The organism is Streptomyces sp. TLI_55, assembly GCF_900206255.1.
Lineage (GTDB): Bacteria > Actinomycetota > Actinomycetes > Streptomycetales > Streptomycetaceae > Streptomyces > Streptomyces aquilus.
The window spans coordinates 2,621,440-2,643,886 of record NZ_OAOJ01000001.1 but is presented as its reverse complement, the minus strand read 5'-3'; the positions used below and the strand labels follow the sequence as shown (position 1 = coordinate 2,643,886).

Here is a 22,447-nt window from a genome sequence, read left to right as displayed (position 1 = left end):
GTCAGGAGGCCCAGATCCCCGTGATGTCGGTCGCGGAGGCCGCGTTGCCCGCGTGGCTCGTCAGGCCCTGCGAGTCCTCCAGGGTGCGCAGCAGGTTGTAGTGGTTGTAGGTGGTGGAGCTGCTGGAGCCCGCCGCCACCGGCTGCCCGTACAGCACCGTCGGGATGCGGTTGCCGGCCAGCCGGTTGTCCTCGTCGAAGGTGACGACGAGCAGGCTGTTGTGGGTCTTGGCCCAGGTGGCGTAGGCGCCGAGGTTGTTCTTCAGCCAGGTGTCGCCGGTCGACACCGAGCAGTCGTGCATGTCGCTGCACAGGTTGGGCACGACGAAGGACACGTCGGGGAGGGTGGAGTAGTCGGTCGGGAACTGCCCGAAGGTCTTGGCGGACGAGGTCGGCACGTTGCTGAAGCCGAACCACGGGTTGTGCTTGCGCGCGTAGTTGCCGCTGCTGCACGTCGTGGAGCCCTGGCTGGGCAGCGTCTCGTTGTAGCTGGCCCAGGTGCGGCCCGCCGCGATCAGCTCGGAGGCCAGGTTGGCGGCCGAGGAGAAGCCGGGGGTGTAGCAGCTGTCGTCGGTGATGCCCTGGGTGGAGCCGGAGAACAGCGCGAAGTAGTTGGGCTGGCTCGGGTGGGTCTCGCCGTACGACTGGCTGAGGTTGGCGCCGCCGGTCTTGAGCGAGTTGATGTACGGGGCGCTGGAGGAGCCGATGACCTGGCTGTAGGCGTGGTTCTCGAAGACCACGACGACCACGTGGTCCGGGGTGGGCACGCCGGACGCGGCGGCCGAGGAGCCGCCGAGGCCGGTCCACAGGCCGACGGCGGCCGCGGTGAAGGCGAGCGCGGACGCCATGGCCGTACGGCCGCGGCGCAACACCGAACTGGCAGAACTGCCGGACACATCAACCTCCGGAGGGGGGAAAGGACGGGGGCGGCGGTGCGGACAGAGCATGCACACGCCAAGATGCCCCCGCCGCACGCCGCCCAACCCGAAGGGTGAAGATCGGATGAACTACTGCCGGGGAGTCGTTGCCGGCTCAACCACTACTGGCGGGCGGCCAGTTCGGCCAGCACCTGGTGCAGCGGCTCGGTCGCCCGGCGGCGGTACTCCTGCACCGCCCAGCCGTTTCCGTCCGGATCCTTGAAGTACATGAACGTGGCCCCGTCCTGCGGAGCGAACTGCACCGGCTCGCTGATCTCCAGACCGCGCGCGGTCAGCTCCTCGTACGCCGCCTTCGCGTCCGTCACGCACAGCTGCATGCCGTGATACGTGCCCGGCTGCGGAGTGCCCGTGGGGACCTGGAGGCCGTCGACGAGCGCGATCGAACAGCCCGAGCCCGGCGGGGTCAGCTGGACGATCCGAACGCCCGGCATCACCTCCCCGTCGAGGTCCACGTGGAAGCCGACCTTGTCCCGGTAGAACTCCTTGGCCCGGTCCACGTCGGAGACCGGCATCAGGATCACTTCGAGGCTCATGTCCATGGCGTGACTCCCTCGTCTACGTCTGTCCACGTCGTCAGAACCGCCATCGGGTCTGGCTGAACGGCTCCCCCTTACCGAAGCCGAAAACGGTGCCCGGCGCCACCGAAAAGACCAGAGCGCTTCCCCCACCGTGGTGGAAGCTGCCGTCGCGCACCTCGAAGTGCCAGAACTCGCCGTACTTCGCCTCCCACGCGGCCGCCAGCGCGCGCAGCCGGGCGTCGTCGCAGACGCGCACCGCCTCGCCCTCCACGACCAGGTCGTACCCCTTGTCCCAGGTGTTCGTCCCGGTCGTCAGCACCACCTGCGGGTTCGCCGCGAGGTTCAGCGCCTTGCGCTCCTCGGGGCCGGTGCAGAAGTGCAGGGCACCCTCCGACCAGACCGTGGGCAGCGGGGTCACATGCGGCCGCCCGTCCGGCCGTACCGTCGAGATCCAGAACAGCTCGGCCGACTCCAGCAGCTCCACGGCCCGCGGCCACGGCACCGCCGTCGCGGTCGGGTCGCTGTAGCGCTCGTCCAGCCGGGTCTCGGGTTCGTCGTGAGTCATACAGGGCAGACCCCGTCCCGGCCCGGAACTCATCGGCGCTTCCCGAAGGCTCTGCGGTTAGGCTCGATCGCGGTAGATCACGTAGATCACGTAGATCACGCAGATCACGCGGGTCGCGTACGACCTTGATCCGACGGGAGGGCCGGGGATGACGGCGCCGGGGCGCAGGAGCAGTACGTTCAGCAGGCTGCTGCGGCACGGGTTCACCGATCCCTCCGCCGCCGAGCGGCTCCTGGACGGGCCGGAGCTGAGCGGCGTACGCAATGACCCGGTGCTCCTGGAGGCCCTCGGGGCCACCGCCGACCCCGATCTCGCGCTGCACGGTCTCGTCCGGCTCCTGGAGGCGCAGACCGACCGCGAGCTCCTCGACACGGTCATAGCGGCCAAGCCGCTGCGCGACCGTCTCCTCGGGGTGCTCGGCGCCTCCGCCGCGCTCGGCGAGCACCTCGCCCGGCACGCCGGGGACTGGCAGGCGCTCGTCATGTACGAGCCGCGCGATCTGCACCCCGGGGTGGAGGAGTTCGAGCGCGGGCTCGCCGGGGCCGACGACCCCGTCTCCCTGCGCGTCGCCTACCGCCGCTGCCTGCTGTCCATCGCCGCCCGTGACGTGTGCGGCACCACCGACGTCGCCGAGACCGCCGCCGAGCTCGCCGACCTCGCCACCGCGACCCTGCGCGCCGCCCTCGCGATCGCCCGCGCCGCCGCCCCCGAGGACGCCGCCCTGTGCCGGCTCGCCGTCATCGCGATGGGCAAGTGCGGTGGCCACGAGCTGAATTACGTCTCCGACGTCGACGTCATCTTCGTGGGCGAGGCGGTCGACGGCGCCGACGAGGGCAAGGCCCTGCGCGCCGCCACCAAGCTCGCCTCGCACATGATGCGGGTCTGCTCCGAGACCACCGTCGAGGGCTCCATCTGGCCCGTCGACGCCAACCTCCGCCCCGAGGGCAGAAACGGTCCGCTGGTCCGCACGCTCTCCTCCCACCTCGCCTACTACCAGCGCTGGGCCAAGACCTGGGAGTTCCAGGCCCTCCTCAAGGCCCGCCCGGTCGCCGGGGACACCGAGCTCGGCGAGGAGTACGTCGCCGCCCTCGAACCCCTCGTCTGGAAGGCCGCCGAGCGCGAGAACTTCGTCGCCGACGTGCAGAAGATGCGCCGCAGGGTCGTCGAGAACATTCCCGTGGCGGAGGTCGAGCGGGAGCTGAAGCTCGGCCCCGGCGGCCTGCGTGACGTCGAATTCGCCGTCCAGCTCCTTCAGTTGGTGCACGGCCGCATCGACCCCGCGCTGCGCAGCGGCACCACCCTCGACGCCCTCCAGGCCCTCGCCGCCGGCGGCTACGTCGGCCGCGACGACGCCGTCCAGCTCGACGACGCCTACCGCTTCCTGCGCTCCATGGAACACCGCATCCAGCTGTTCCGGCTGCGCCGCACCCACCTCGTCCCCGAGGACGAGGCCGACCTGCGCCGCATCGGCCGCTCCCTGGGCCTGCGCACCGACCCGGTCGCCGAGCTGAACCGCGAATGGAAGCGGCACACCAGCGTCGTACGACGCCTCCACGAGAAGCTCTTCTACCGTCCGCTCCTCGACGCCGTCGCCCAACTCGCCCCCGGCGAGACCCGGTTGAGCCCCGAGGCGGCCCGGGAGCGACTGGTGGCGCTGGGGTACGCCGACCCCGCCTCCGCCCTGCGTCACCTGGAGGCCCTCGCCTCCGGCGTCACCCGCAAGGCCGCCATCCAGCGCACCCTCCTGCCCGTGCTGCTGGGTTGGTTCGCCGACTCCGCCGACCCGGACGCCGGACTGCTCAACTTCCGCAAGGTGTCGGACGCGTTGGGCAAGACCCCTTGGTATCTGCGGCTGTTGCGCGACGAGGGCGCCGCCGCCGAGAACCTCGCCCGGGTCCTGTCCGCCGGCCGCCTCGCCCCCGACCTGCTGATGCGCGCCCCCGAGGCGGTCGCGCTCCTCGGCGACGAGGAAGGGCTCGCGCCCCGCGACCGGGCCTCGCTGGAACCGGAGGTCCTCGCCGCCGTCAGCCGCGCGGACAGCGCCGAGCAGGCCGTCGCCGCGGCCCGTGGCGTACGCCGCCGCGAGCTGTTCCGCACCACCGCCGCCGACATCATCGGCTCCTACGGCACCGAGACCCAGTCCGTCGAGGCCGACCAGGGCGCCCTCGTCGACCGCGTCGGCGGCGCCGTCTCCGACCTCACCGCCGCGACCCTCGCGGGCACGCTCCGCGCGGTCGTCCGCGCCACCTGGGGCGACACCCTGCCCACCCGGTTCGCCGTCATCGGCATGGGCCGCTTCGGCGGCCACGAACTCGGCTACGGCTCCGACGCGGACGTCCTCTTCGTCCACGAGCCGCGCAACGGCGTCCCCGAGCAGTCCGCCGCCGAGGCTGCCAACAAGGTCGTCTCCGAGATGCGCCGCCTGCTCCAGCTCCCGAGCGCCGACCCGCCGCTGCTGATCGACGCGGATCTCCGTCCGGAGGGCAAGTCCGGGCCGCTGGTACGGACGTTGAAGTCGTACGAGGCGTACTACCGCCGGTGGTCCCTGGTCTGGGAGTCGCAGGCCCTGCTGCGGGCCGAAGTCGTCGCCGGTGACGAGGACTTGGGGCGGCGCTTCATCGAGCTGATCGATCCGCTGCGGTACCCGGCGGAGGGGCTCGGGGAGGACGCCGTACGGGAGATCCGGCGGCTGAAAGCGCGGATGGAGTCGGAGCGGTTGCCTCGCGGCGCGGACCCGAAGCTGCACACGAAGCTCGGGCCGGGGGGTCTGTCCGACGTCGAATGGACCGTGCAGTTGCTTCAGTTGCAGCACGGGTGGGCCGAGCCGGGGTTGCGGACCACTCGGACGCGGAGTGCCCTGGCGGCGGCCTGTGCGGCTGAGCTCATCTCCGGTGAGGATGCGGAGACCCTCGACGAGGCTTGGGTGCTGGCAACGCGGGTCCGTAATGCCGTGATGCTGGTGCGTGGGCGGGCCGGGGACACGTTTCCTTCAGACCCCCGTGAACTTGCCGCTGTGGGGCGGTACTTGGGGTACGGACCTGGGCATGTCGGGGACATGCTGGACGACTACCGGCGTACGGCGCGCAGGGCGCGGAGTGTTGTGGAGACGTTGTTCTACGGGGCGTAGGCCTTCTTCGTCGGGTGCGGGTTCGTCGTGGTTGCTCGCGCAGTTCCCCGCGCCCCTTTCAGGCGCGTCAGAGCCACGCCCGCCAAAACCACTGCCATACCTGTCAGCACCCTCACCCCTACCTGCTCGTTCAGCAGTACCGCTCCCAGCGCGACCGAGACGACCGGAAGCAAATAGCCCACCGTCGCCGCCGTCGTCGGGCCCTCGTCGGCTATCAGGCGGTAGTTGAGGTAGAAGGTGATACCTGTTCCCAGGACGCCCAGTGCCGTGACCGCGCCCAGTGCCACCAGGTCCGCCTCCACCGGGCCCGCGACCGGTAGCGACAGCGTCGCCCAGCCCGTCGCCATCAGCATCTGCGCCGCCGACATCGCCATCGGCGCCCTCTTGTCGGTCAGCTTGCGGGCCATGTACGCGAAGGCCACCGCGTAACTCGCCGCCGCCCCCAGCAGGGCCAGCGCGGCCCAGCTCAGCAGGCCGGAGCGCTGCCAGGGCGCGAAGATCAGAACCGTACCGGCGAAGCCGAGGAGCAGGCCGGTCAGGCGCAGCGGAGGCAGGTCGCGGTCGGTGCCGAGCAGGATGCCGATCAGGAGTGACCACAGGGGAGTCGTGGCGTTCAGGACGCCCGCGATGCCCGAGTCGAGGTGCTGCTCGCCCACCGCGAACAGGGCGAACGGGATCGCGTTGCAGAACAGCGCGGCGATCACCAGGTGCCCCCAGGTGGCGCGGGAGCGGGGGAGGCGCTGGCCGGCCGAGCGAGCCAGCGCCAGCAGGGTCGCCGTGCCCAGCGCGCAGCGGACGATCGTGATCTGGGCGGGGGAGAGGCCGTGGTCCAGGGCCAGCTTGATCCAGAGGAACCCCGAGCCCCACAGGAGGGCTAGGGCGGCCATGCGGAGCGTGGAGGCGGGAGACATGCCTCTACGGTCGGGGAGCAGACGCGTGAGGACAAGTGAAGAGTTCTGGATGAGTTGTTAAGCTGTGCTACATGCTGGATGTGCGTCGGATGCAGGTGCTGCGGGCCGTGGTGAGCAGCGGGTCGGTGACGGGGGCGGCGGCGGTCCTCGGGTACACGCCGTCCGCCGTGAGTCAGCAGATCGCCGCGCTGGAGAAGGAGGCGCGGACCGAGCTGCTGGAGCGGGTCGGGCGCGGGGTGCGGCCGACGGCCGCCGGGCTGCTGCTGACCGAGTACGCCGACACCATCAGCCGCCAGGTCGCCGAGGCGGAGACGGCGCTGGCGGATCTGCTGGCGGGACGGACGGGACGGCTGGCGGTGCGGTACTTCGCGACCGCCGGTGGCTCACTCGTCGCCCCGGCGGTGGCGCGGCTGCGGGAGGAACACCCCGGTGTGCAGGTCGAGCTGAAGCTGATCGACCCCGAGGACCCGCTGCCGGACGTCCGGGAGGGGCGGGCGGACCTGGCGCTGGTGGTGGGGCCGCGGACGCCCGCCCACGACGGCGTACGGCTGCTGCATCTGCTGGACGATCCGTACCTGGCCGTGCTGCCCGCCGGGCACCGGCTCGCGGACGTCCCCGACCTGGCGCTGTCCGACCTCGCGGACGAGGCCTGGGTCGGCAGCGAATGGCCCGGCCCCTGCCTCGACGCCCAGCTGGCCGCCTGCGAGACCGCCGGCTTCCGGCCGAGGTTCGTCGTCGAGAGCGAGGACTACGTCACCGCGCAGGGGTTCGTCGCGGCGGGGCTGGGGGTGAGCCTGATCCCGAGGCTGGGGCTGGGAGTCGGGGTCCGGCCCGGCGTGGTCGTACGTGAGCTGCGCGGCCCGGAGCCTTCGCGCTCGATCCACGCGGCCGTACGCGAGACCGCGCCACCGCAGCCCGCGCTCCGGGCGTTCATCGCGGCGATGCGGGCTGCGGCGGCGGTTGGGATGCCGGTGGGCCAATAAGGCGGTTGGGGCAAGGCGGTTGGGGCGCGGGGTGACCAGGGAACGGTCGGTGTCAGGCTGACCCGCCGGACCGGGCCTGCGCCGGACCGGCCCGCAGCACCCGGGCGTGGGCGAGATACCCCGCCAGGCCCACCTCGAACGCCCGGTCCGCCCGTCCCTCGCCCACCGCCGCCAGCGCCTCCGCCAGTCGGGGTGTCGGGGCCGCTTCGGTCAGCTCCCACATGGTCTCCGGGGCCGCCAGGTCCAGTGCCGAGCCCAGCACCAGGTTCTCCAGGGCGATGAGCAGCGGCATCACCTCGGCCGGCGCGAAGCCCGCGTCGAGCAGCAGCGTCACCACCCGCTCGTACTGCTCCAGCACGCGCGGCGCCCGTACGGGTGAAGTCATCAGCAGCGGCACCGCCTTCGGATGCGCGGCGAACGCGGCCCGGTACGAGCGCGCCCACGCGTCGAGGGCCGCGTCCCACGGCGTCACGTCCAGCGTCCCCGGATCGATCGCGACCGCGACCCGCTCGCGCAGCAGCTCCACGATGCCGTCCCGGCCGTCCACATGGTGATACACCGAGCCGGTCTGCGCCCCGAGCCGCTTGGCGATCTGCGGCACGCTGAAGTCGCCCTGCTCGTCGACGAGTTGCAGCGCGGTCTCCGTGATGCGCTCACGGTCGAGGAGCGGTGTGCGCGGCCGTCCCATGCGTGTGGTCCCCCTGGAGGTGCGGGATGGGGCTTCCCGGATGCCCATGAGGAGGCTACATTGCCGAAACCGAAAGCCTTTAGATTTACGGGCCCGGGGCGCCGCGCACCTTCACGTGCCCCCGGGAACGCCGGCCTCCCGCACGCCCGGAACCCTCCCCGTCCGCCGCGCTCGAAGGGCTTCGCCCATGTCCGTCACCACCCCCGATGCCTCCGAGGAGAGCACGCCGCCCGCCGCGGCGACCCTCCGCTCCGGCTCCCTCGGCACCGCCGACATCGCCTTCTTCGTGGTGTCCGCCGCCGCCCCGCTCACCGTCATGGCCGGCGTCGCCCCGCTCGCGATCCTGCTCGGCGGCATCGGCGCCCCGGCCGGCTATCTCATCGCCGGCATCACCCTGGCCGTCTTCGCCATCGGCTTCACCACGATGAGCCGGCACATCAAGAGCGGCGGCGCCTTCTACGCGTACATCACCCGCGGACTGGGCCGCCCGGTCGGCATCGGCGCCGCCCTGCTCGCCCTCGTCGGCTACAACGGCATGGAGATCGGCGTCTACGGCCTCCTCGCCTCCGCCGGCAAGGACAGCCTGCACGCCCTGTTCGGCGCCGACGTCCCCTGGCTGCCGATCTCCCTCGCCGGTCTGCTCCTCATCGGCTACGGCGGCTTCCGCTCGATCGACTTCGGCGCGAAGGTGCTGGGCGTCCTGCTCCTCGCCGAGACCGGCATCCTCGTGCTCCTCGCCGGCGGAGTGCTGGTCAAGGGCGGCGCGCACGGACTGTCCGGCGCCTCCTTCGCCCCGGACAACGTCCTGGTCTCCGGTACGGCGGTGGTCCTGGCCTTCGCCTTCGCCGCGTTCACCGGCTTCGAGTCGACCGTCATCTACCGGCGCGAGGCCCGCGACCCCGAGCGCACGGTCCCCCGCGCGACCTACGCCGCCATCGGCTTCCTCGGCCTCTTCTACGCCTTCGTCGTCTGGATCGTCATCCAGGCCTTCGGCAACGAGGAGGTCATCGCGGCGGCCGCCAAGGACCCCGGCGGCCTGTTCTTCTCCGCCATCACGACCTACGTCGGCGGCTGGGCGGCCGACCTGATGCACATCTTCATGGTCACCAGCATCATCGCTTCCCTCCTCGCCTTCCACAACGCGATCAACCGCTACGGCCTCGCGCTCGCCGAGGAAGGCGTGCTGCCCAGGTCGCTCGGCCGCATCCACCCCCGCCACCGCTCCCCGTACGCCGCCGGAATCGCCCAGACCGCTCTCGGCGCGGTCGTCGTGCTCGCCTTCTGGGCGGCCGGAGCCGACCCCTACCAGCAGCTGCTGCTGTGGGTGAACACCCCGGGCATGCTGGGCCTGTTCATCCTCCAACTGCTCGCCGCGATCGCCGTGCCCTGCTACTTCCGCCGGGTGCGCCACCAGGAGGGCACCCTGCGCACGGTCGTCGCACCCATCGCCGCCGCGGTGCTGCTCGCCACGGCGATAGGGCTCGTCATCACCCACATCGACCTGTTCACCGGCGCCTCCACCACCGTCAACACCGTGCTGATCGGCACGGCACCCGTGGTCTTCCTCGTCGGCCTGGCCCTGGCCTGGTGGCTGCGCCGCGAACGACCGGAGGTGTACGCGGAGTTCGCAGCCGAGCCCACCCCATAGCCACCCGACACCCGAACAGAACAAGGGAGTTCACCCCCTCATGCCCACCCCCGATCTGATCCTCACCGGCGCGAAGATCCGCACCCTCGACCCCGCGCGGCCGCACGCCACCGCCGTCGCCGTGCGCGACGGTGTGATCGCGGCGGTCGGCGACGAGGGCGACGTACGCGAATGGCGCGGGCCCGGCACCCAGGTCGTGGCGCTGGAGGGCGCGCACCTGGTGCCCGGGTTCGTGGACGCGCACAGTCACCCCGTGTGGGGGCTGGACATGGCCACGGGAACGGATCTGTCGGAGGTGAAGGACCTGGCGGGGCTGAGGGCGGCCCTGTCCGCGGCCGAGCGCGTCGACGGCTGGGTGCTCGGGTACGGCCTGGACCACAACGTGTTCGAGGGCCGCCCCGTCGACCGCGCGCTGATCGAGGACGTCCTCGCCGGAGCCTCCGCCTTCCTGCGCCTGTACGACGGCCACTCGGCCCTCGCGACCGGCGCGGCGCTCGCCGCGGCGGGCGTGCGCGGGCCGCGGGCCTTCGCGCAGCGCGCGGAGGTGGTCTGCGACAGCGCCGGGCGGCCGACGGGGCATCTCGTCGAGCACGCGGCCATGGACCTGCTGAACGAGGTCGTGCCCCGGCCGTCGTACGCCGCCCGCCGCGCGCGCCTGGTGCGGCTGCTCGCGGAGATGGCGGCGACCGGGCTGACCGGGGCGCACGTCATGGACGCGGGGGACGCGGAGCTGGTCGAGTCCGTGGCCCGCGAGACCGTGCTGCCGGTGCGGCTGCGGTTCGCGCCGTGGTGCATGCCGGGGGTGGACGAGGCGGGCCTTGCCGAGCTGATCGGCCTGCAAGGGCGCGGGGGCCGGCACTGGCTGGTCGGCGGGGTGAAGTTCTTCATGGACGGCACCGTCGAGGGCGGCACGGCGTGGCTGGAGCACGCCGACTGCCACGGCCAGGGCACCGACGCGTTCTGGCCCGACCCCGAGGCGTACGCGGCCGCCGTACGGCGCCTGCACACGGCCGGCGTCCGCACCGCCACCCACGCCATCGGGGACGCGGCGGTGCGGCACGTCCTGGACGTGGTGGCCGGGCTCGGGCCCAGCGGCCGGGACCGGCACCGCGTCGAGCACATCGAGACCGCCCCGGACGAGCTGCTGCCCCGGTTCGCCGAGCTGGGGGTGGCGGCGTCGATGCAGCCCCCGCACACCGCGTACACGCGGGCCGACGGCACGGACGAGTGGTCGCGCCGCCTGGGTGCCGCCCGCGCGGGGCACGCCTGGCGGCTGCGGGATCTGCGCGACGCGGGCGCGACGGTCGCCCTGGGCTCGGACTGGCCCATCGCCCACTACGACGCCCGGGCGGTCCTGGCCACGGCGCGCGCACCGCGGGGCGCGGCCTCGGCACGGGCGGGGCTGACCGGCCTCGAAGCCCTGGAGGGCGTGACGACGCACGCGGCACGGGCGGCGGGGGAGGCCGAGGTGGCGGGCCGGATCGCCGTCGGTCACCGCGCCGACCTCACGGCCTTGGCCCTGGACCCGGTCCAGGCCCCGGCGGACGAGCTGGCTCAGGCGCCGGTGGTGCTGACGGTGACCGGCGGGCACGTGGCGCACCGGGCGGAGTGAGGCGGCGCGGGGCCGGGAGGCTCAGGCCCCCCTTGGCAGCACGGGCCGGGAGGCTCAGGCCCCCCGTGGCGGCACCGTCTGCGGCAGTGCGTACGGCAGCTTGCCGTACCAGAGCCGCGCCACCGTGAAACCGAAGGTCAGGCACAGGACGCCGCCCACCGCGTCCAGCCAGAAGTGGTTGGCGGTGGCGACGATGACGATCAGGGTGGCCGCCGGGTAGAGGAGCCCCAGCACCCGCGCCCAGGGCACCTTGGCCAGCGCGAAGATCGTCAGACCGCACCACAGCGACCAGCCGATGTGCATCGACGGCATCGCGGCGTACTGGTTGGACATGCTCTTCAGGTCGCCGGACGCCATCGAACCCCAGGTCTGGTGGACCACGACGGTGTCGACGAAGTCGCCGCCGTTCATCAGCCGGGGCGGGGCCAGCGGATACAGGTAGTAACCGACGAGGGCGACGGCGGTGGTGGCGAAGAGGACGGTGCGGGCCGCCGCGTAACGCCCGGGGTGGTAGCGGAACAGCCACACCAGCACACCCAGCGTCACCACGAAGTGCAGCGTCGCGTAGTAGTAGTTCATGCCCACGATCAGCCAAGTCACCGAGTTCACGGCGTGGTTGACCGACTGCTCGACCGCGATCCCCAGGTCGTGCTCGACCCGCCAGATCCAGTCGGCGTTGCGCAGTGCCTCGGCCTTCTGCTCCGGGACCGCGTTGCGGATCAGTGAGTACGTCCAGTAACTCACCGCGATCAGCAGGATCTCGAACCAGAGGCGGGGGCGGCGCGGGGTGCGCAGGCGGCGAAGGAGGCTCCTGTCCGCGTCGTCCGAGACAGGGTGCAGAACGGCCTCTTCGCGGCCTTCCACTGTTGTCACGGTCGAATCACCCATGGACACAGAGTCTGCCAGAAAAGCCCTTGCCCCCAGATCATCCCTCGGGCGGGTTCAGGACGCATGTTCTACGGCGGGACGAGGCCCTCGTCTCCTACCAGCGCACGGCCCCGAACCCGGTTCTCTCCGCCTCAGGAACGAGAACGCTCCCCACGGGATGAAACAGGCGCCGAAGCGGTCGAACCGCGCACCACCAGCTCCGGCATGAACACGAACTCACTGTGCGGCGCGGGCGTCCCGCCGATCTCCTCCAGCAACGTCCGCACCGCGGCCTGGCCCATCGCCGGAACCGGCTTGCGGACCGTGGTGAGGGGCGGGTCGGTGAACGCGATCAGGGGGGAGTCGTCGAAGCCCACCACCGAGACGTCGTGCGGCACTTCGAGACCGAGCTGCCGGGCGGCCCGTATCGCGCCCAGCGCCATCATGTCGCTCGCGCACACCACCGCCGTACAGCCCCGGCCGATCAACGCGGTGGCCGCGGCCTGACCGCCCTCCAGGGTGTAGAGGGAGTGCTGCACCAGCTCCGATTCCACGGCCTGAGCGGACAGCCCCAGCTGGTCCTGCATCGCCCGCACGAAGCCCTCGATCTTGCGCTGCACCGGCACGAACCGCTTAGGGCCGAGCGCGAGACCGATCCGGGTGTGACCGAGCGAGGCGAGATGCGTGACCGCCAGCGTCATCGCGGCGCGGTCGTCGGGGGAGATGAACGGCGCCTGCACCTTCGGCGAGAAACCGTCCACCAGCACGAACGGCACGCCCTGGCCGCGCAGCTGCTCGTAGCGCTGCATGTCGGCGGAGGTGTCCGCGTGCAGTCCGGAGACGAAGATGATGCCCGCCACGCCCCGGTCGACGAGCATCTCCGTGAGCTCGTCCTCCGTGGAACCGCCCGGGGTCTGGGTGGCCAGCACCGGGGTGTACCCCTGCCGTGTCAGCGCCTGCCCGATCACCTGGGCCAGCGCCGGGAATATCGGGTTCTCCAGCTCCGGGGTTATCAGGCCCACCAGGCCCTCACTGCGCTGCCGCAGGCGCACCGGACGCTCGTAGCCCAGGACGTCGAGAGCGGCCAGCACGGACTGGCGGGTGGTGGCGGCGACGCCCGGCTTCCCGTTGAGGACGCGGCTGACGGTCGCTTCGCTGACCCCCGCTTGAGCAGCGATGTCGGCAAGCCGTGTGGTCACAGGGTTGGACTGTACCGGCCGACCCTGCCCTTGCACACCAATCGGACGCCGTGGGCGACCTGTTGACCGTCCCGGTCCGAGTTGCTGGGTCATCGCGCTCCCTCGTGAAAGTGATGGCAAGAGCTTGCAGAGTCTTGCACAGGGCGCTCTTTCCCGCTCCACCCCTGGAAACAAGCGTCTCACGGCGGTAGCCAGGAGGTCACGCCCGGATAACTTCGACGACGTCTTGCACTTTTTTGCTGCAAGGTCTTTCGCAACGCTTACATCGCTGTTACGTTCGGCGACGCCCGGCGGCGGCAACGGCGCAGTCGGCAAGACCGCAGGGACGGCAGACGGGGCCGCCCCTGCACACGCAGGGCCGGCGGACGGGACCGCCCCCTGCACCACACGGGCTTTCACCCTCAAGGAGAACTCATGCGGCGTGGCATAGCGGCCACCGCGCTGGTGGCGTCCCTCGCCCTCGCGGCGACGGCCTGCGGCGGAGACGACAGCGGCAGCGACTCGAGCGGGCCGGTCACCATCACCTGGTGGGACACCTCCAACGCCACCAACGAGGCGCCGACGTACAAGGCCCTCATCAAGGAGTTCGAGGCCGCGAACAAGGACGTCAAGGTCAAGTACGTCAACGTCCAGTTCGACCAGGCGCAGAACAAGTTCGACACCGCCGCCGGTTCCAAGGGCGCCCCGGACGTGCTGCGCTCCGAGGTCGGCTGGACCCCCGCCTTCGCCAAGAAGAGCTACCTGCTGCCCCTCGACGGCACCGAGGCCCTCGCCGACCAGGCCAAGTTCAAGCCGAACCTGATCGAGCAGGCCAAGTACGAGGGCAAGACCTACGGCGTCCCGCTGGTCACCGACACCCTCGCCCTCGTCTACAACAAGGCCCTCTTCGAGAAGGCCGGCGTCGAGGCCCCCAAGACCTGGGACGACCTGAAGAAGGCCGCCGCCACCATCAAGGCCAAGACCGGCGTCGACGGCTACTGGGGCTCCACCCAGGCCTACTACGCCCAGTCCTTCCTCTACGGCGAGGGCACCGACACCGTCGACGCCGCCGCCAAGAAGATCACGGTCAACTCCGACCCCGCGAAGAAGGCCTACGGCACCTGGCTGAGCCTCTTCTCCGGCAAAGGCCTGCACAAGGCCGACACCACCGCCGACGCCTACGCCCACATCCAGGACGCGTTCGTCAACGGCAAGGTCGCCGCGATCATCCAGGGCCCGTGGGAGATCACCAACTTCTACAAGGGCTCCGCGTTCAAGGACAAGAACAACCTCGGCATCGCCACCGTCCCGGCCGGCTCCACCGGCAAGGCGGGCGCCCCGACCGGCGGCCACAACCTCTCGGTCTACGCCGGCTCCGACGCCGCCCACCAGAAGGCCGCGCTGAAGTTCGTCAACTTCATGACCTCCGCGAAGTCCCAGGCGACCATCGCGCTGAAGAACTCCACGCTGCCCACCCGCGACGACGCCTACACCGCCGAGGTCAAGGCCGACCCGGGCATCGCCGGTTACCAGGGCGTCCTCGCCGCCGCCCAGCCGCGCCCGGCCCTGCCCGAGTACAGCTCCCTGTGGGGCCCGCTGGACACCGAGCTGCCGAAGATCGCCGGCGGCAAGGAGTCCCTCGACCAGGGACTGAGCAACGCCGAGACCGCCATCGCCAAGCTGGTCCCGGACTTCAGCAAGTAAGCCCCGAGCGGCCGCCGGATCTCCCGAAGCATGGGGGGAGAGATCCGGCGGCCATCGGCCTGTGAGCCGTACACGAGCCGTACACCCCTTGAACTTCCCAGAAGGTCTCGAACCATGACAGTCGCCATCGACCGCGCGACCGGCAAGCGCCGCGGTGACCGCGGGCCCCGGCCCGGGCTGGGCCAGCGCCTGAAGCGCGGATACCAGAAGCACTGGTACGCCTACGCGATGATCGCCCCGGTGGCGATCGTCCTCGGCGTCCTCGTGCTGTACCCGCTGGTGTACGGCCTCTACCTCACGCTCACCGACGCCAACAGCCTCAACACGGCGCGGACGATCGGCGTCAACCACATCGACGCCACCTACAAGTTCATCGGCCTCGACAACTACGCCGACATCCTCTGGGGCGACACCGCCTACGACCGCTTCTGGTCGCACTTCATCTGGACGATCGTGTGGACGGCCGCCTGTGTGGCCCTGCACTACGGCATCGGACTCGGCCTCGCCCTGCTGCTCAACCAGAAGCTGCGCGGCCGCACCTTCTACCGGCTGATCCTCATCCTGCCGTGGGCCGTGCCGACCTTCGTCACCGTCTTCGGCTGGCGGTTCATGCTCGCCGACAGCGGCATCATCAACAACTTCCTGGGCAGCCTCCACCTGCCGCAACCGTCCTGGCTTGAGGACACCTTCTGGCAGCGGTTCGCCGCGATCATGGTCAACACCTGGTGCGGTGTGCCGTTCATGATGGTCTCGCTGCTCGGCGGCCTCCAGTCCATCGACTCCTCGCTCTACGAGGCCGCCGAGATGGACGGGGCCAACGCCTGGCAGCGCTTCCGGTACGTCACCCTGCCGGGCCTCAGGTCCGTCAGCTCCACCGTCGTACTCCTCGGCATCATCTGGACCTTCAACCAGTTCGCCATCATCTTCCTGCTGTTCGGCAACACCGCCCCCGACGCGCAGATCCTCGTCACCTGGGCGTACTACCTCGGCTTCGGACAGCAGCCACGTGACTTCGCCCAGTCGGCGGCCTACGGCATCCTGCTGCTGGCCATCCTGATCGTCTTCACCTCCTTCTACCGCCGCTGGCTGAACCGCAACGACCAGCAGCTCGCGATCTGAGGCAGGAGTCACCATGAGCACCTCAACCCCCTCCGAGATCAAGGCGGACCGCCCGGTGACCCCCCAGGTCCTCGAAGCCTCCCGGCCGCGCAAGGTCCGCGGCCGTGAGGAGCGCGGCCGTGCCGCCTCCCTCGCCTCCCACGGCATCCTCATCGTCGCGAGCCTGATCGCGCTGTTCCCGATCGCCTGGCTGGTCTATCTGTCCCTCGGTCCGGACAAGGACGACTACCTCCACCCCGGCGGCATCTGGGACAAGATGACGCTGGACAACTACTCGTTCGTCCTTCAGCACACGGGCTTCTTCGACTGGCTGAAGAGTTCGCTGATCGTCTCCCTCGGCACCACCGTCATCGGCGTGTTCGTGGCCGCCACCACCGGCTACGCGGTCTCCCGCATGCGGTTCCCCGGCTACAAGAAGTTCATGTGGGTGCTCCTGGTCACCCAGATGTTCCCGATCGCCGTCCTCATCGTGCCGATGTACCAGATCCTCGTCGACCTTCAGCTCGTCGACAGCTACCTCGGCCTCGTCCTGGTCTACTGCGCGACCGCGGTCCCCTACAGCGCCTGGCTGCTCAAGGGGTACTTCGACACGATCCCCTTCGAGATCGACGAGGCCGGCCGCGTCGACGGACTGACCCCCTTCGGCACGTTCTTCCGGCTGATCCTGCCGCTCGCCAAGCCGGGCCTCGCGGTCGCCGCCTTCTACAACTTCATCACCGCCTTCGGCGAGGTCGCCTTCGCCTCGACGTTCATGCTCAGCGACGACAAGTACACCTTCGCCGTCGGCCTGCAGAGCTTCGTCAGCGAACACGACGCCCAGCGCAACCTGATGGCCGCGACCGCGGTGCTCATCGCCATACCGGTGTCCGCGTTCTTCTACCTCGTACAGAAGAACCTCGTGACCGGCCTGACGGCCGGCGGCACGAAGGGCTGACATCCCACCGACCCGAGGCGGTCGCGGTGTCCATCCGACCCCGCTGTCACCGCGGCCGCCTCGCATCACCGTTGTCTGCACACCTGACCCCATGACCCCGTTACGTATCAAGGACGCCATGAGCCAGCAGCACTCCGCCCTCGCCTCGGCCCCGACCCCCGCCCAAGCCAAGCGCGGCGACTGGTGGCGGGACGCGGTGATCTACCAGGTCTATCCGCGCAGCTTCGCCGACAGCAACGGCGACGGCATGGGCGACCTGGAGGGCATCCGCTCCCGACTGCCGTACCTGCGCGACCTGGGCGTGGACGCCGTGTGGCTCAGCCCCTTCTACGCCTCCCCGCAGGCCGACGCCGGCTACGACGTCGCCGACTACCGGGCCGTGGACCCGATGTTCGGCAACCTGCTGGACGCGGACGCGCTGATCCGCGACGCGCACGAACTGAGCCTGCGGATCATCGTCGACCTGGTCCCCAACCACTCCTCCGACCAGCACGAGTGGTTCAAGCGCGCCCTGCGCGAAGGCCCGGGCTCCCCCCTGCGCGACCGCTACCACTTCCGCCCCGGCAAGGGCGCGCACGGTGAACTCCCCCCGAACGACTGGGAGTCCATCTTCGGGGGCCCGGCGTGGACCCGGGTCACCGAGCCCGACGGCACCCCCGGCGAGTGGTACCTCCACCTCTTCGCCCCCGAGCAGCCCGACTTCAACTGGGAACACCCCGCGGTCGGCGACGAGTTCCGCTCCATCCTGCGCTTCTGGCTGGACATGGGCGTGGACGGCTTCCGCATCGACGTGGCCCACGGCATGGTGAAGGCGGAGGGCCTGCCGGACATCGGCGGCGACGGCGACCAGCTCAAGTTGCTGGGCAACGATGTCATGCCGTTCTTCGACCAGGACGGCGTCCACGACATCTACCGCCAGTGGCGGCTCATCCTCGACGAGTACGCGGGCGAACGCATCTTCGTCGCCGAGGCCTGGACCCCGACGGTCGACCGCACCGCGAACTACGTCCGCCCGGACGAGCTCCACCAGGCCTTCAACTTCCAGTACCTGGGCACCCATTGGGACGCCGAGGAGCTCCGCAAGGTGGTGGACCTGACCCTGGAGGCGATGCGCCCGGTCGGCGCCCCGGCCACCTGGGTCCTCTCCAACCACGACGTCACCCGCCACGCGACCCGCTTCGCGAACCCGCCGGGCCTCGGCACCCAGATCCGCACGGCGGGCGACCGCGCGCTCGGCCTGCGGCGCGCTCGCGCGGCCACCCTGCTCATGCTGGCGCTGCCGGGCTCGGCGTACGTCTACCAGGGCGAGGAACTGGGCCTGCCGGACGTCGTCGACCTTCCCGACGAAGTCCGCCAGGACCCCGCCTACTTCCGCGGCGCGGGCCAGGACGGCTTCCGCGACGGCTGCCGCGTCCCGATCCCGTGGACGCGCGAGGGCTCGTCGTACGGCTTCGGCACCGGCGGCAGCTGGCTTCCGCAGCCGGCCGAGTGGGCGGACCTGAGCGTCGAGGCCCAGACGGGCGTCGCGGGCTCCACCCTGGAGCTCTACCGCTCGGCCCTCGCCGTCCGCCGCGCCGAACCCGACCTCGGCGCCGGCGACTCGGTGGAATGGCTCCGTGCGCCGGAGGGCGTACTGGCCTTCCGCCGCGGCGAGTTCGTCTGCGTGGCGAACACCACCGGCGAATCGGTGACGACCCCGGCGTACGGCCGCGTACTGCTCGCGAGCGGCGAGGTCGCCGAGGTCGACGGCGACGCGAAGGTCCCGGCGGACACCACGGTGTGGTGGACGACGGCCTGAGCAGGAAGCCGGACGCCGGGTCCCCGCCGCCTTCGGGTGGCGGGGACCCGGCGTCCTGGTGGAGCTACTTCCAGGTGTCGGTGGCCGTGTAGCCCGACGAACTGCCCGTCGTGTACGAGCGGTTGGTCCCGGACTCCCAGGTCACGTTCCCGGAGGCGTCCTTCTTGATGTACTTGTAGGTGAAGGCCGTGCTCTTCGGCACGATCACCAGCTTGCTCCACGTCGGGTACGACGCCGACGACAGCGGGATCGCCGCGCTCGTGTCCCATGAGCCAAGGGAGGCGAGGGAGCCGACGACGTAGACGTTGGTGCCCCAGTCGGTCGTGGCGGTGACGTTGAAGGTGACGTCGGTGGCGTTGGCGGTGGCCACGTTCCAGGAGCTGTTGACGGACAGGGCCGAAGTCGTCGTGGCCGCCGTTCTGTTGGCGTTGGACTCCCAGGTCACGTTGCCGGAGCTGTCGCGCTTGATGAACTTGAACTCGAAGGACGTGTTGATCGGGACGTGCACCGCGCCCGACCACACCGGATAGCCGGACGACGAGAGCTTCACCGCCTTCGACGTGTCCCAGCCGCCCAGCGCCGCGATCGAGCCGACCACGTACACGTCCTGACCGGACGTCGTCGGCGCGTACTCGTTGAAGGTGGCCGTCACGGTCGACGTCGAGCCGCCATCGCCGTCGCCCTCGCAGGACGTCGTGCACGGCGTGAACTCACCGTCGTAGAAGGCGATCGCGCTCTTCGCCGGGATCGTGAGGGTCGCGCTGCCGCCCGACACCGTCACCGTCGTCGCCCCGTTGTCGATGACGTTCGGGTACGTCCCGTCGGCCATCCCCGTCGCGAAGGTGTAGGTAGCCGCCGACGAACCGTTGTTGATCGCGATGTAGCCGGCGGTGCCGCGGGAGAAGCCGATCACGCTCGACGACTTCGTGGACCAGTGGGACACCGCCTCCGAGCCCACCGCGTTGTGCCACTTCACCATGCCGGTGACGGCGCTGTCCCGGTCGAGGCAGTACCAGCCGTGGGAGCAGTCCGTGTCGGTGACGAACCCCGCGGAGTTCGGCGGGGCCTGGTCGCTCTGGGTGAACTCCCAGCCGGCGTAGACCGTCGGCGTCGACCACTTGTAGGCCAGCTGGAAGAGGTTGGCCAGCTTGTAGGTGTCGCCGTCCTTGTAGGACAGGTGCAGGCCGTTGCGCTCGGTGTCGTGGTTGGTCACGAAGGACACCGAGTCGGCGGGGGCGAGGACGCCCGAGGAGGGCAGCGACTCCAGATCGCTGACATTGCCCTGGAACGCGGACTTCAGCTTGCCCGCGTAGGTGAAGTCGAGGACGTCGCCGGAGGCGTAGTAGTCCGAGGCCGCCGGCGTCGAACCCGGGTACACCTCCTGGAACACGTACGGGTCCGCGCCCGACGTCGTGTCGGTCAGCTTGGCCTCGATCGCCTGGAGGTCGGCGGTCGGGATGTGCTTGGCCGCGTCGACGCGGAACCCGTCGACGCCGAGGGCGAGTTGCTGGTTGAGGAAGGCCGCGATCCCGCTGCGGACGCTGTCGTTCTCGGTCTCCAGGTCGGGCAGGCCGAGCAGTTCGCAGTTCTGGATCTCGGTGAGGTTCGACCAGTCGTCGATGACGAGGTCGGAGTCGGAGCAGTCGTCCGACTGGTGGTAGTCACCCGGGTCCCAGTCGGGGGTGTCGTACTTGTTGGTGATCGTCGTGCCGTGGTAGCCCGTACCGGTCTGCGCGGCGGTGTGGTTGATCACCGCGTCCGTATACACCTTGACGCCGGCGGCGTGGCAGGCGGAGACCATCGCCGCGAACTCGGACGCCGTACCGAAGCGGCTGTTGAGGTTGTAGGAGTACGGCTGGTAGACGTCCCACCAGTAGTACGAGGACTGCTTGAGGGACTCGGCGGGCGGGGCCACCTGGACGGCCCCGTAACCGTTCGGCCCGAGGACGCCGGTGCACTCGGCGGCGACCGAGTCCCAGTTCCACTCCCACAGGTTGGCGATGACATCGCCCGAGGTGGTGGCGTCGGCGTGGGCGGTCGCGGCGGGCAGGGCGGTGACACCGGCGAGCGCCAGGGCGCCGACCGCCAAGGCTCTCGTGGTGCGGCTCAGCGCACCCGGGCGGAAGGTCATGTGCGGCTCCGGGAGGGGGATTCGGGGAGAGGGGAGCTGAAGTCGATCAGAGGTCGGGGATTCAACAACTCGTGAGCGTGGGGCAGTTGAGAAGGGCACGTCAAGAGAACAGGTGAAAGTTCTTGCTGTGAGTTTCAAGCCCCTTGCTGTAAACCTTTCGTCAGGGGTACGTTCACGCCGGCGCCGGGCAAAGACGCCCGGCCGTCACGCAAGGAGCCCCCACGTGATATCGAGATGGTCAGCCAGCGCGGCCCTCACCGTGCTCGCCGCAGCCGCGGCCCTCGTCGCCCCCGCCACTCCCGCCGCCGCCTCCCCGCCCGGCACCAAGGACGTGACCGCCGTCCTGTTCGAGTGGAAGTTCGCCTCGGTCGCCAAGGAGTGCACCAACACCCTCGGCCCCGCCGGATACGGCTACGTCCAGGTCTCCCCGCCCGCCGAGCACATCCAGGGCGCGCAGTGGTGGACGTCGTACCAGCCCGTCAGCTACAAGATCGCCGGTCGCCTCGGTGACGCCACCGCCTTCAAGAGCATGGTGGACACGTGTCACGCGGCCGGCGTGAAGGTCGTCGTCGACACCGTCATCAACCACATGTCGGCGGGCAGCGGCACCGGCACCGGCGGGTCGTCGTACAGCAAGTACAACTACCCGGGCCTGTACTCCTCCTACGACATGGACGACTGCACGGCCACGATCAGCGACTACACCAACCGCGCCAACGTCCAGAACTGCGAACTAGTCGGCCTCGCCGACCTGGACACCGGCGAGACGTACGTCCGCTCCACCATCGCCGGGTACATGAACACCCTGCTCGGCTACGGCGTCGACGGCTTCCGCATCGACGCGGCCAAGCACATCCCGGCGGCCGACCTCGCCAACATCAAGTCGCGCCTGTCCAACCCCTCCGTCTACTGGAAGCAGGAGGTCATCTACGGCAGCGGCGAGGCCGTCCAGCCCACCGAGTACACGGGCAACGGGGATGTGCAGGAGTTCCGGTACGCCTACGACCTCAAGCGGGTCTTCAACAACGAGAACCTCGCCTATCTGAAGAACTACGGCGAGGGCTGGGGCTACATGAGCAGCTCGGTGGCCGGTGTCTTCGTCGACAACCACGACACCGAGCGCAACGGCAGCACGCTCAACTACAAGGACGGCGCGAACTACACCCTGGCCAACGTCTTCATGCTCGCCTACCCGTACGGCGCCCCGGACATCAACTCCGGCTACGAGTGGTCGGACACCGACGCCGGACCGCCCAACGGCGGTACCGTGAACGCCTGTTGGCAGGACGGCTGGAAGTGCCAGCACGCCTGGCCGGAGATCATCCGCATGGTCGCCTTCCGCAACGCCGTGCGCGGCACGGCCGTCACCGACTGGTGGGACAACGGCGGCGACGCGATCGCGTTCGGGCGCGGCAGCAAGGGGTTCGTGGCGATCAACCACGAGTCCGGCAGCCTGAGCCGTACCTACCAGACCTCGCTGGCCGCGGGCACGTACTGCAACGTCCAGAACAACACGACGGTGACCGTGAACTCCAGCGGGCAGTTCACCGCCACCCTGGGCGCCAACACCGCGCTCGCGATCTACAGCGGCAAGTCGAGCTGCTGAACCTCCCCCTGGGGAGCTGAAAGGCCTTTCCGTTACTTTCAAGACTCTTGCTGTAAGCCTTACGGCGGCGATACGGTCGCGCGGGGTCGGACCCAGCCAGAGCCGTAATCGCAAGGAGCCC

General features: G+C 70.2%; 17 protein-coding genes. 9 read left to right on the top strand and 8 right to left on the bottom strand.

Features of this window, described 5'->3' with window-relative positions; genetic code table 11:
• Position 1: 1 nt before the first annotated feature.
• The 3 genes from CRP56_RS12295 to CRP56_RS12285 all read right to left on the bottom strand — a co-directional run bounded on the left by CRP56_RS12295 (position 2) and on the right by CRP56_RS12285 (position 2,020).
• Positions 2–847: an alkaline phosphatase family protein gene (locus CRP56_RS12295; RefSeq protein ID WP_097263226.1), complete on the bottom strand. Its 846-nt coding sequence runs from the start codon at positions 845–847 to the stop codon at positions 2–4.
• 191 nt (positions 848–1,038) lie between these two features.
• Entirely contained in the window at positions 1,039–1,476 is a 438-nt protein-coding gene (locus CRP56_RS12290) for a VOC family protein (RefSeq protein ID WP_097263224.1), read from the bottom strand.
• Positions 1,477–1,510: 34 nt separating this feature from the next.
• Entirely contained in the window at positions 1,511–2,020 is a 510-nt protein-coding gene (locus CRP56_RS12285; RefSeq protein WP_097263222.1) for a pyridoxamine 5'-phosphate oxidase family protein, read from the bottom strand.
• Positions 2,021–2,168: 148 nt separating this feature from the next.
• Here CRP56_RS12285 and CRP56_RS12280 point away from each other — a divergent pair, with 148 nt between their 5' ends.
• Entirely contained in the window at positions 2,169–5,147 is a 2,979-nt protein-coding gene (locus tag CRP56_RS12280; RefSeq protein WP_097263219.1) for a bifunctional [glutamine synthetase] adenylyltransferase/[glutamine synthetase]-adenylyl-L-tyrosine phosphorylase, read from the top strand.
• Here CRP56_RS12280 and CRP56_RS12275 read toward each other — a convergent pair.
• Positions 5,135–6,058, bottom strand: a complete 924-nt coding sequence (locus CRP56_RS12275; protein ID WP_097263217.1) for a DMT family transporter — start codon at positions 6,056–6,058, stop codon at positions 5,135–5,137. The genes CRP56_RS12280 and CRP56_RS12275 overlap by 13 nt on opposite strands.
• 71 nt (positions 6,059–6,129) lie before the next feature.
• On the opposite strand from CRP56_RS12275, the gene CRP56_RS12270 reads away from it, so the two are divergent.
• Entirely contained in the window at positions 6,130–7,041 is a 912-nt protein-coding gene (locus CRP56_RS12270; RefSeq protein ID WP_097263215.1) for a LysR family transcriptional regulator, read from the top strand.
• A 52-nt stretch (positions 7,042–7,093) separates the two neighbouring features.
• On the opposite strand, the gene CRP56_RS12265 is transcribed toward CRP56_RS12270, so the two are convergent.
• Positions 7,094–7,729 carry a TetR/AcrR family transcriptional regulator gene (locus CRP56_RS12265; RefSeq protein WP_097263213.1) on the bottom strand — a complete coding sequence of 212 codons (636 nt, stop codon included), beginning with the start codon at positions 7,727–7,729 and terminating at the stop codon, positions 7,094–7,096.
• Between the two features lie 187 nt (positions 7,730–7,916).
• On the opposite strand from CRP56_RS12265, the gene CRP56_RS12260 reads away from it, so the two are divergent.
• Together CRP56_RS12260 and CRP56_RS12255 are read left to right on the top strand one after the other, a co-directional pair.
• On the top strand, positions 7,917–9,377 hold the full coding sequence (locus CRP56_RS12260; RefSeq protein WP_097263211.1) for an APC family permease: 1,461 nt from the start codon (positions 7,917–7,919) through the stop codon (positions 9,375–9,377).
• Positions 9,378–9,417: 40 nt separating this feature from the next.
• Positions 9,418–10,989 carry an amidohydrolase gene (locus CRP56_RS12255; protein ID WP_097263209.1) on the top strand — a complete coding sequence of 524 codons (1,572 nt, stop codon included), beginning with the start codon at positions 9,418–9,420 and terminating at the stop codon, positions 10,987–10,989.
• Between the two features lie 54 nt (positions 10,990–11,043).
• On the opposite strand, the gene CRP56_RS12250 is transcribed toward CRP56_RS12255, so the two are convergent.
• Entirely contained in the window at positions 11,044–11,877 is an 834-nt protein-coding gene (locus tag CRP56_RS12250) for a phosphatase PAP2 family protein (protein ID WP_097273964.1), read from the bottom strand.
• A 131-nt stretch (positions 11,878–12,008) separates the two neighbouring features.
• The gene (locus CRP56_RS12245) at positions 12,009–13,055 is read right to left on the bottom strand and encodes a LacI family DNA-binding transcriptional regulator (RefSeq protein WP_306459442.1); all 1,047 of its coding nucleotides are present in this window, start codon (positions 13,053–13,055) and stop codon (positions 12,009–12,011) included.
• A 414-nt stretch (positions 13,056–13,469) separates the two neighbouring features.
• Between CRP56_RS12245 and CRP56_RS12240 the strand changes: the two genes are divergently transcribed.
• The 4 genes from CRP56_RS12240 to CRP56_RS12225 all read left to right on the top strand — a co-directional run bounded on the left by CRP56_RS12240 (position 13,470) and on the right by CRP56_RS12225 (position 18,589).
• Positions 13,470–14,738 carry an extracellular solute-binding protein gene (locus CRP56_RS12240; RefSeq protein ID WP_097263206.1) on the top strand — a complete coding sequence of 423 codons (1,269 nt, stop codon included), beginning with the start codon at positions 13,470–13,472 and terminating at the stop codon, positions 14,736–14,738.
• 114 nt (positions 14,739–14,852) lie between these two features.
• Entirely contained in the window at positions 14,853–15,857 is a 1,005-nt protein-coding gene (locus tag CRP56_RS12235; RefSeq protein WP_097263205.1) for a carbohydrate ABC transporter permease, read from the top strand.
• A 13-nt stretch (positions 15,858–15,870) separates the two neighbouring features.
• Complete coding sequence (locus CRP56_RS12230; RefSeq protein ID WP_097263204.1) at positions 15,871–16,791, top strand: sugar ABC transporter permease; 921 nt, start codon at positions 15,871–15,873, stop codon at positions 16,789–16,791.
• Between the two features lie 118 nt (positions 16,792–16,909).
• Positions 16,910–18,589, top strand: coding sequence for a glycoside hydrolase family 13 protein (locus CRP56_RS12225; RefSeq protein ID WP_097263202.1), 1,680 nt, complete (start codon positions 16,910–16,912; stop codon positions 18,587–18,589).
• 64 nt (positions 18,590–18,653) lie between these two features.
• Here the strand turns inward: CRP56_RS12225 and CRP56_RS12220 are convergent, their stop codons facing one another.
• A complete protein-coding gene (locus tag CRP56_RS12220; RefSeq protein WP_097263200.1) occupies positions 18,654–20,720 on the bottom strand; it encodes a carbohydrate-binding module family 20 domain-containing protein in 2,067 nt (688 codons plus the stop codon).
• Positions 20,721–20,943: 223 nt separating this feature from the next.
• Here CRP56_RS12220 and CRP56_RS12215 point away from each other — a divergent pair, with 223 nt between their 5' ends.
• Positions 20,944–22,326: an alpha-amylase gene (locus CRP56_RS12215; RefSeq protein WP_097263198.1), complete on the top strand. Its 1,383-nt coding sequence runs from the start codon at positions 20,944–20,946 to the stop codon at positions 22,324–22,326.
• The last annotated feature ends 121 nt before the right edge of the window (positions 22,327–22,447 follow it).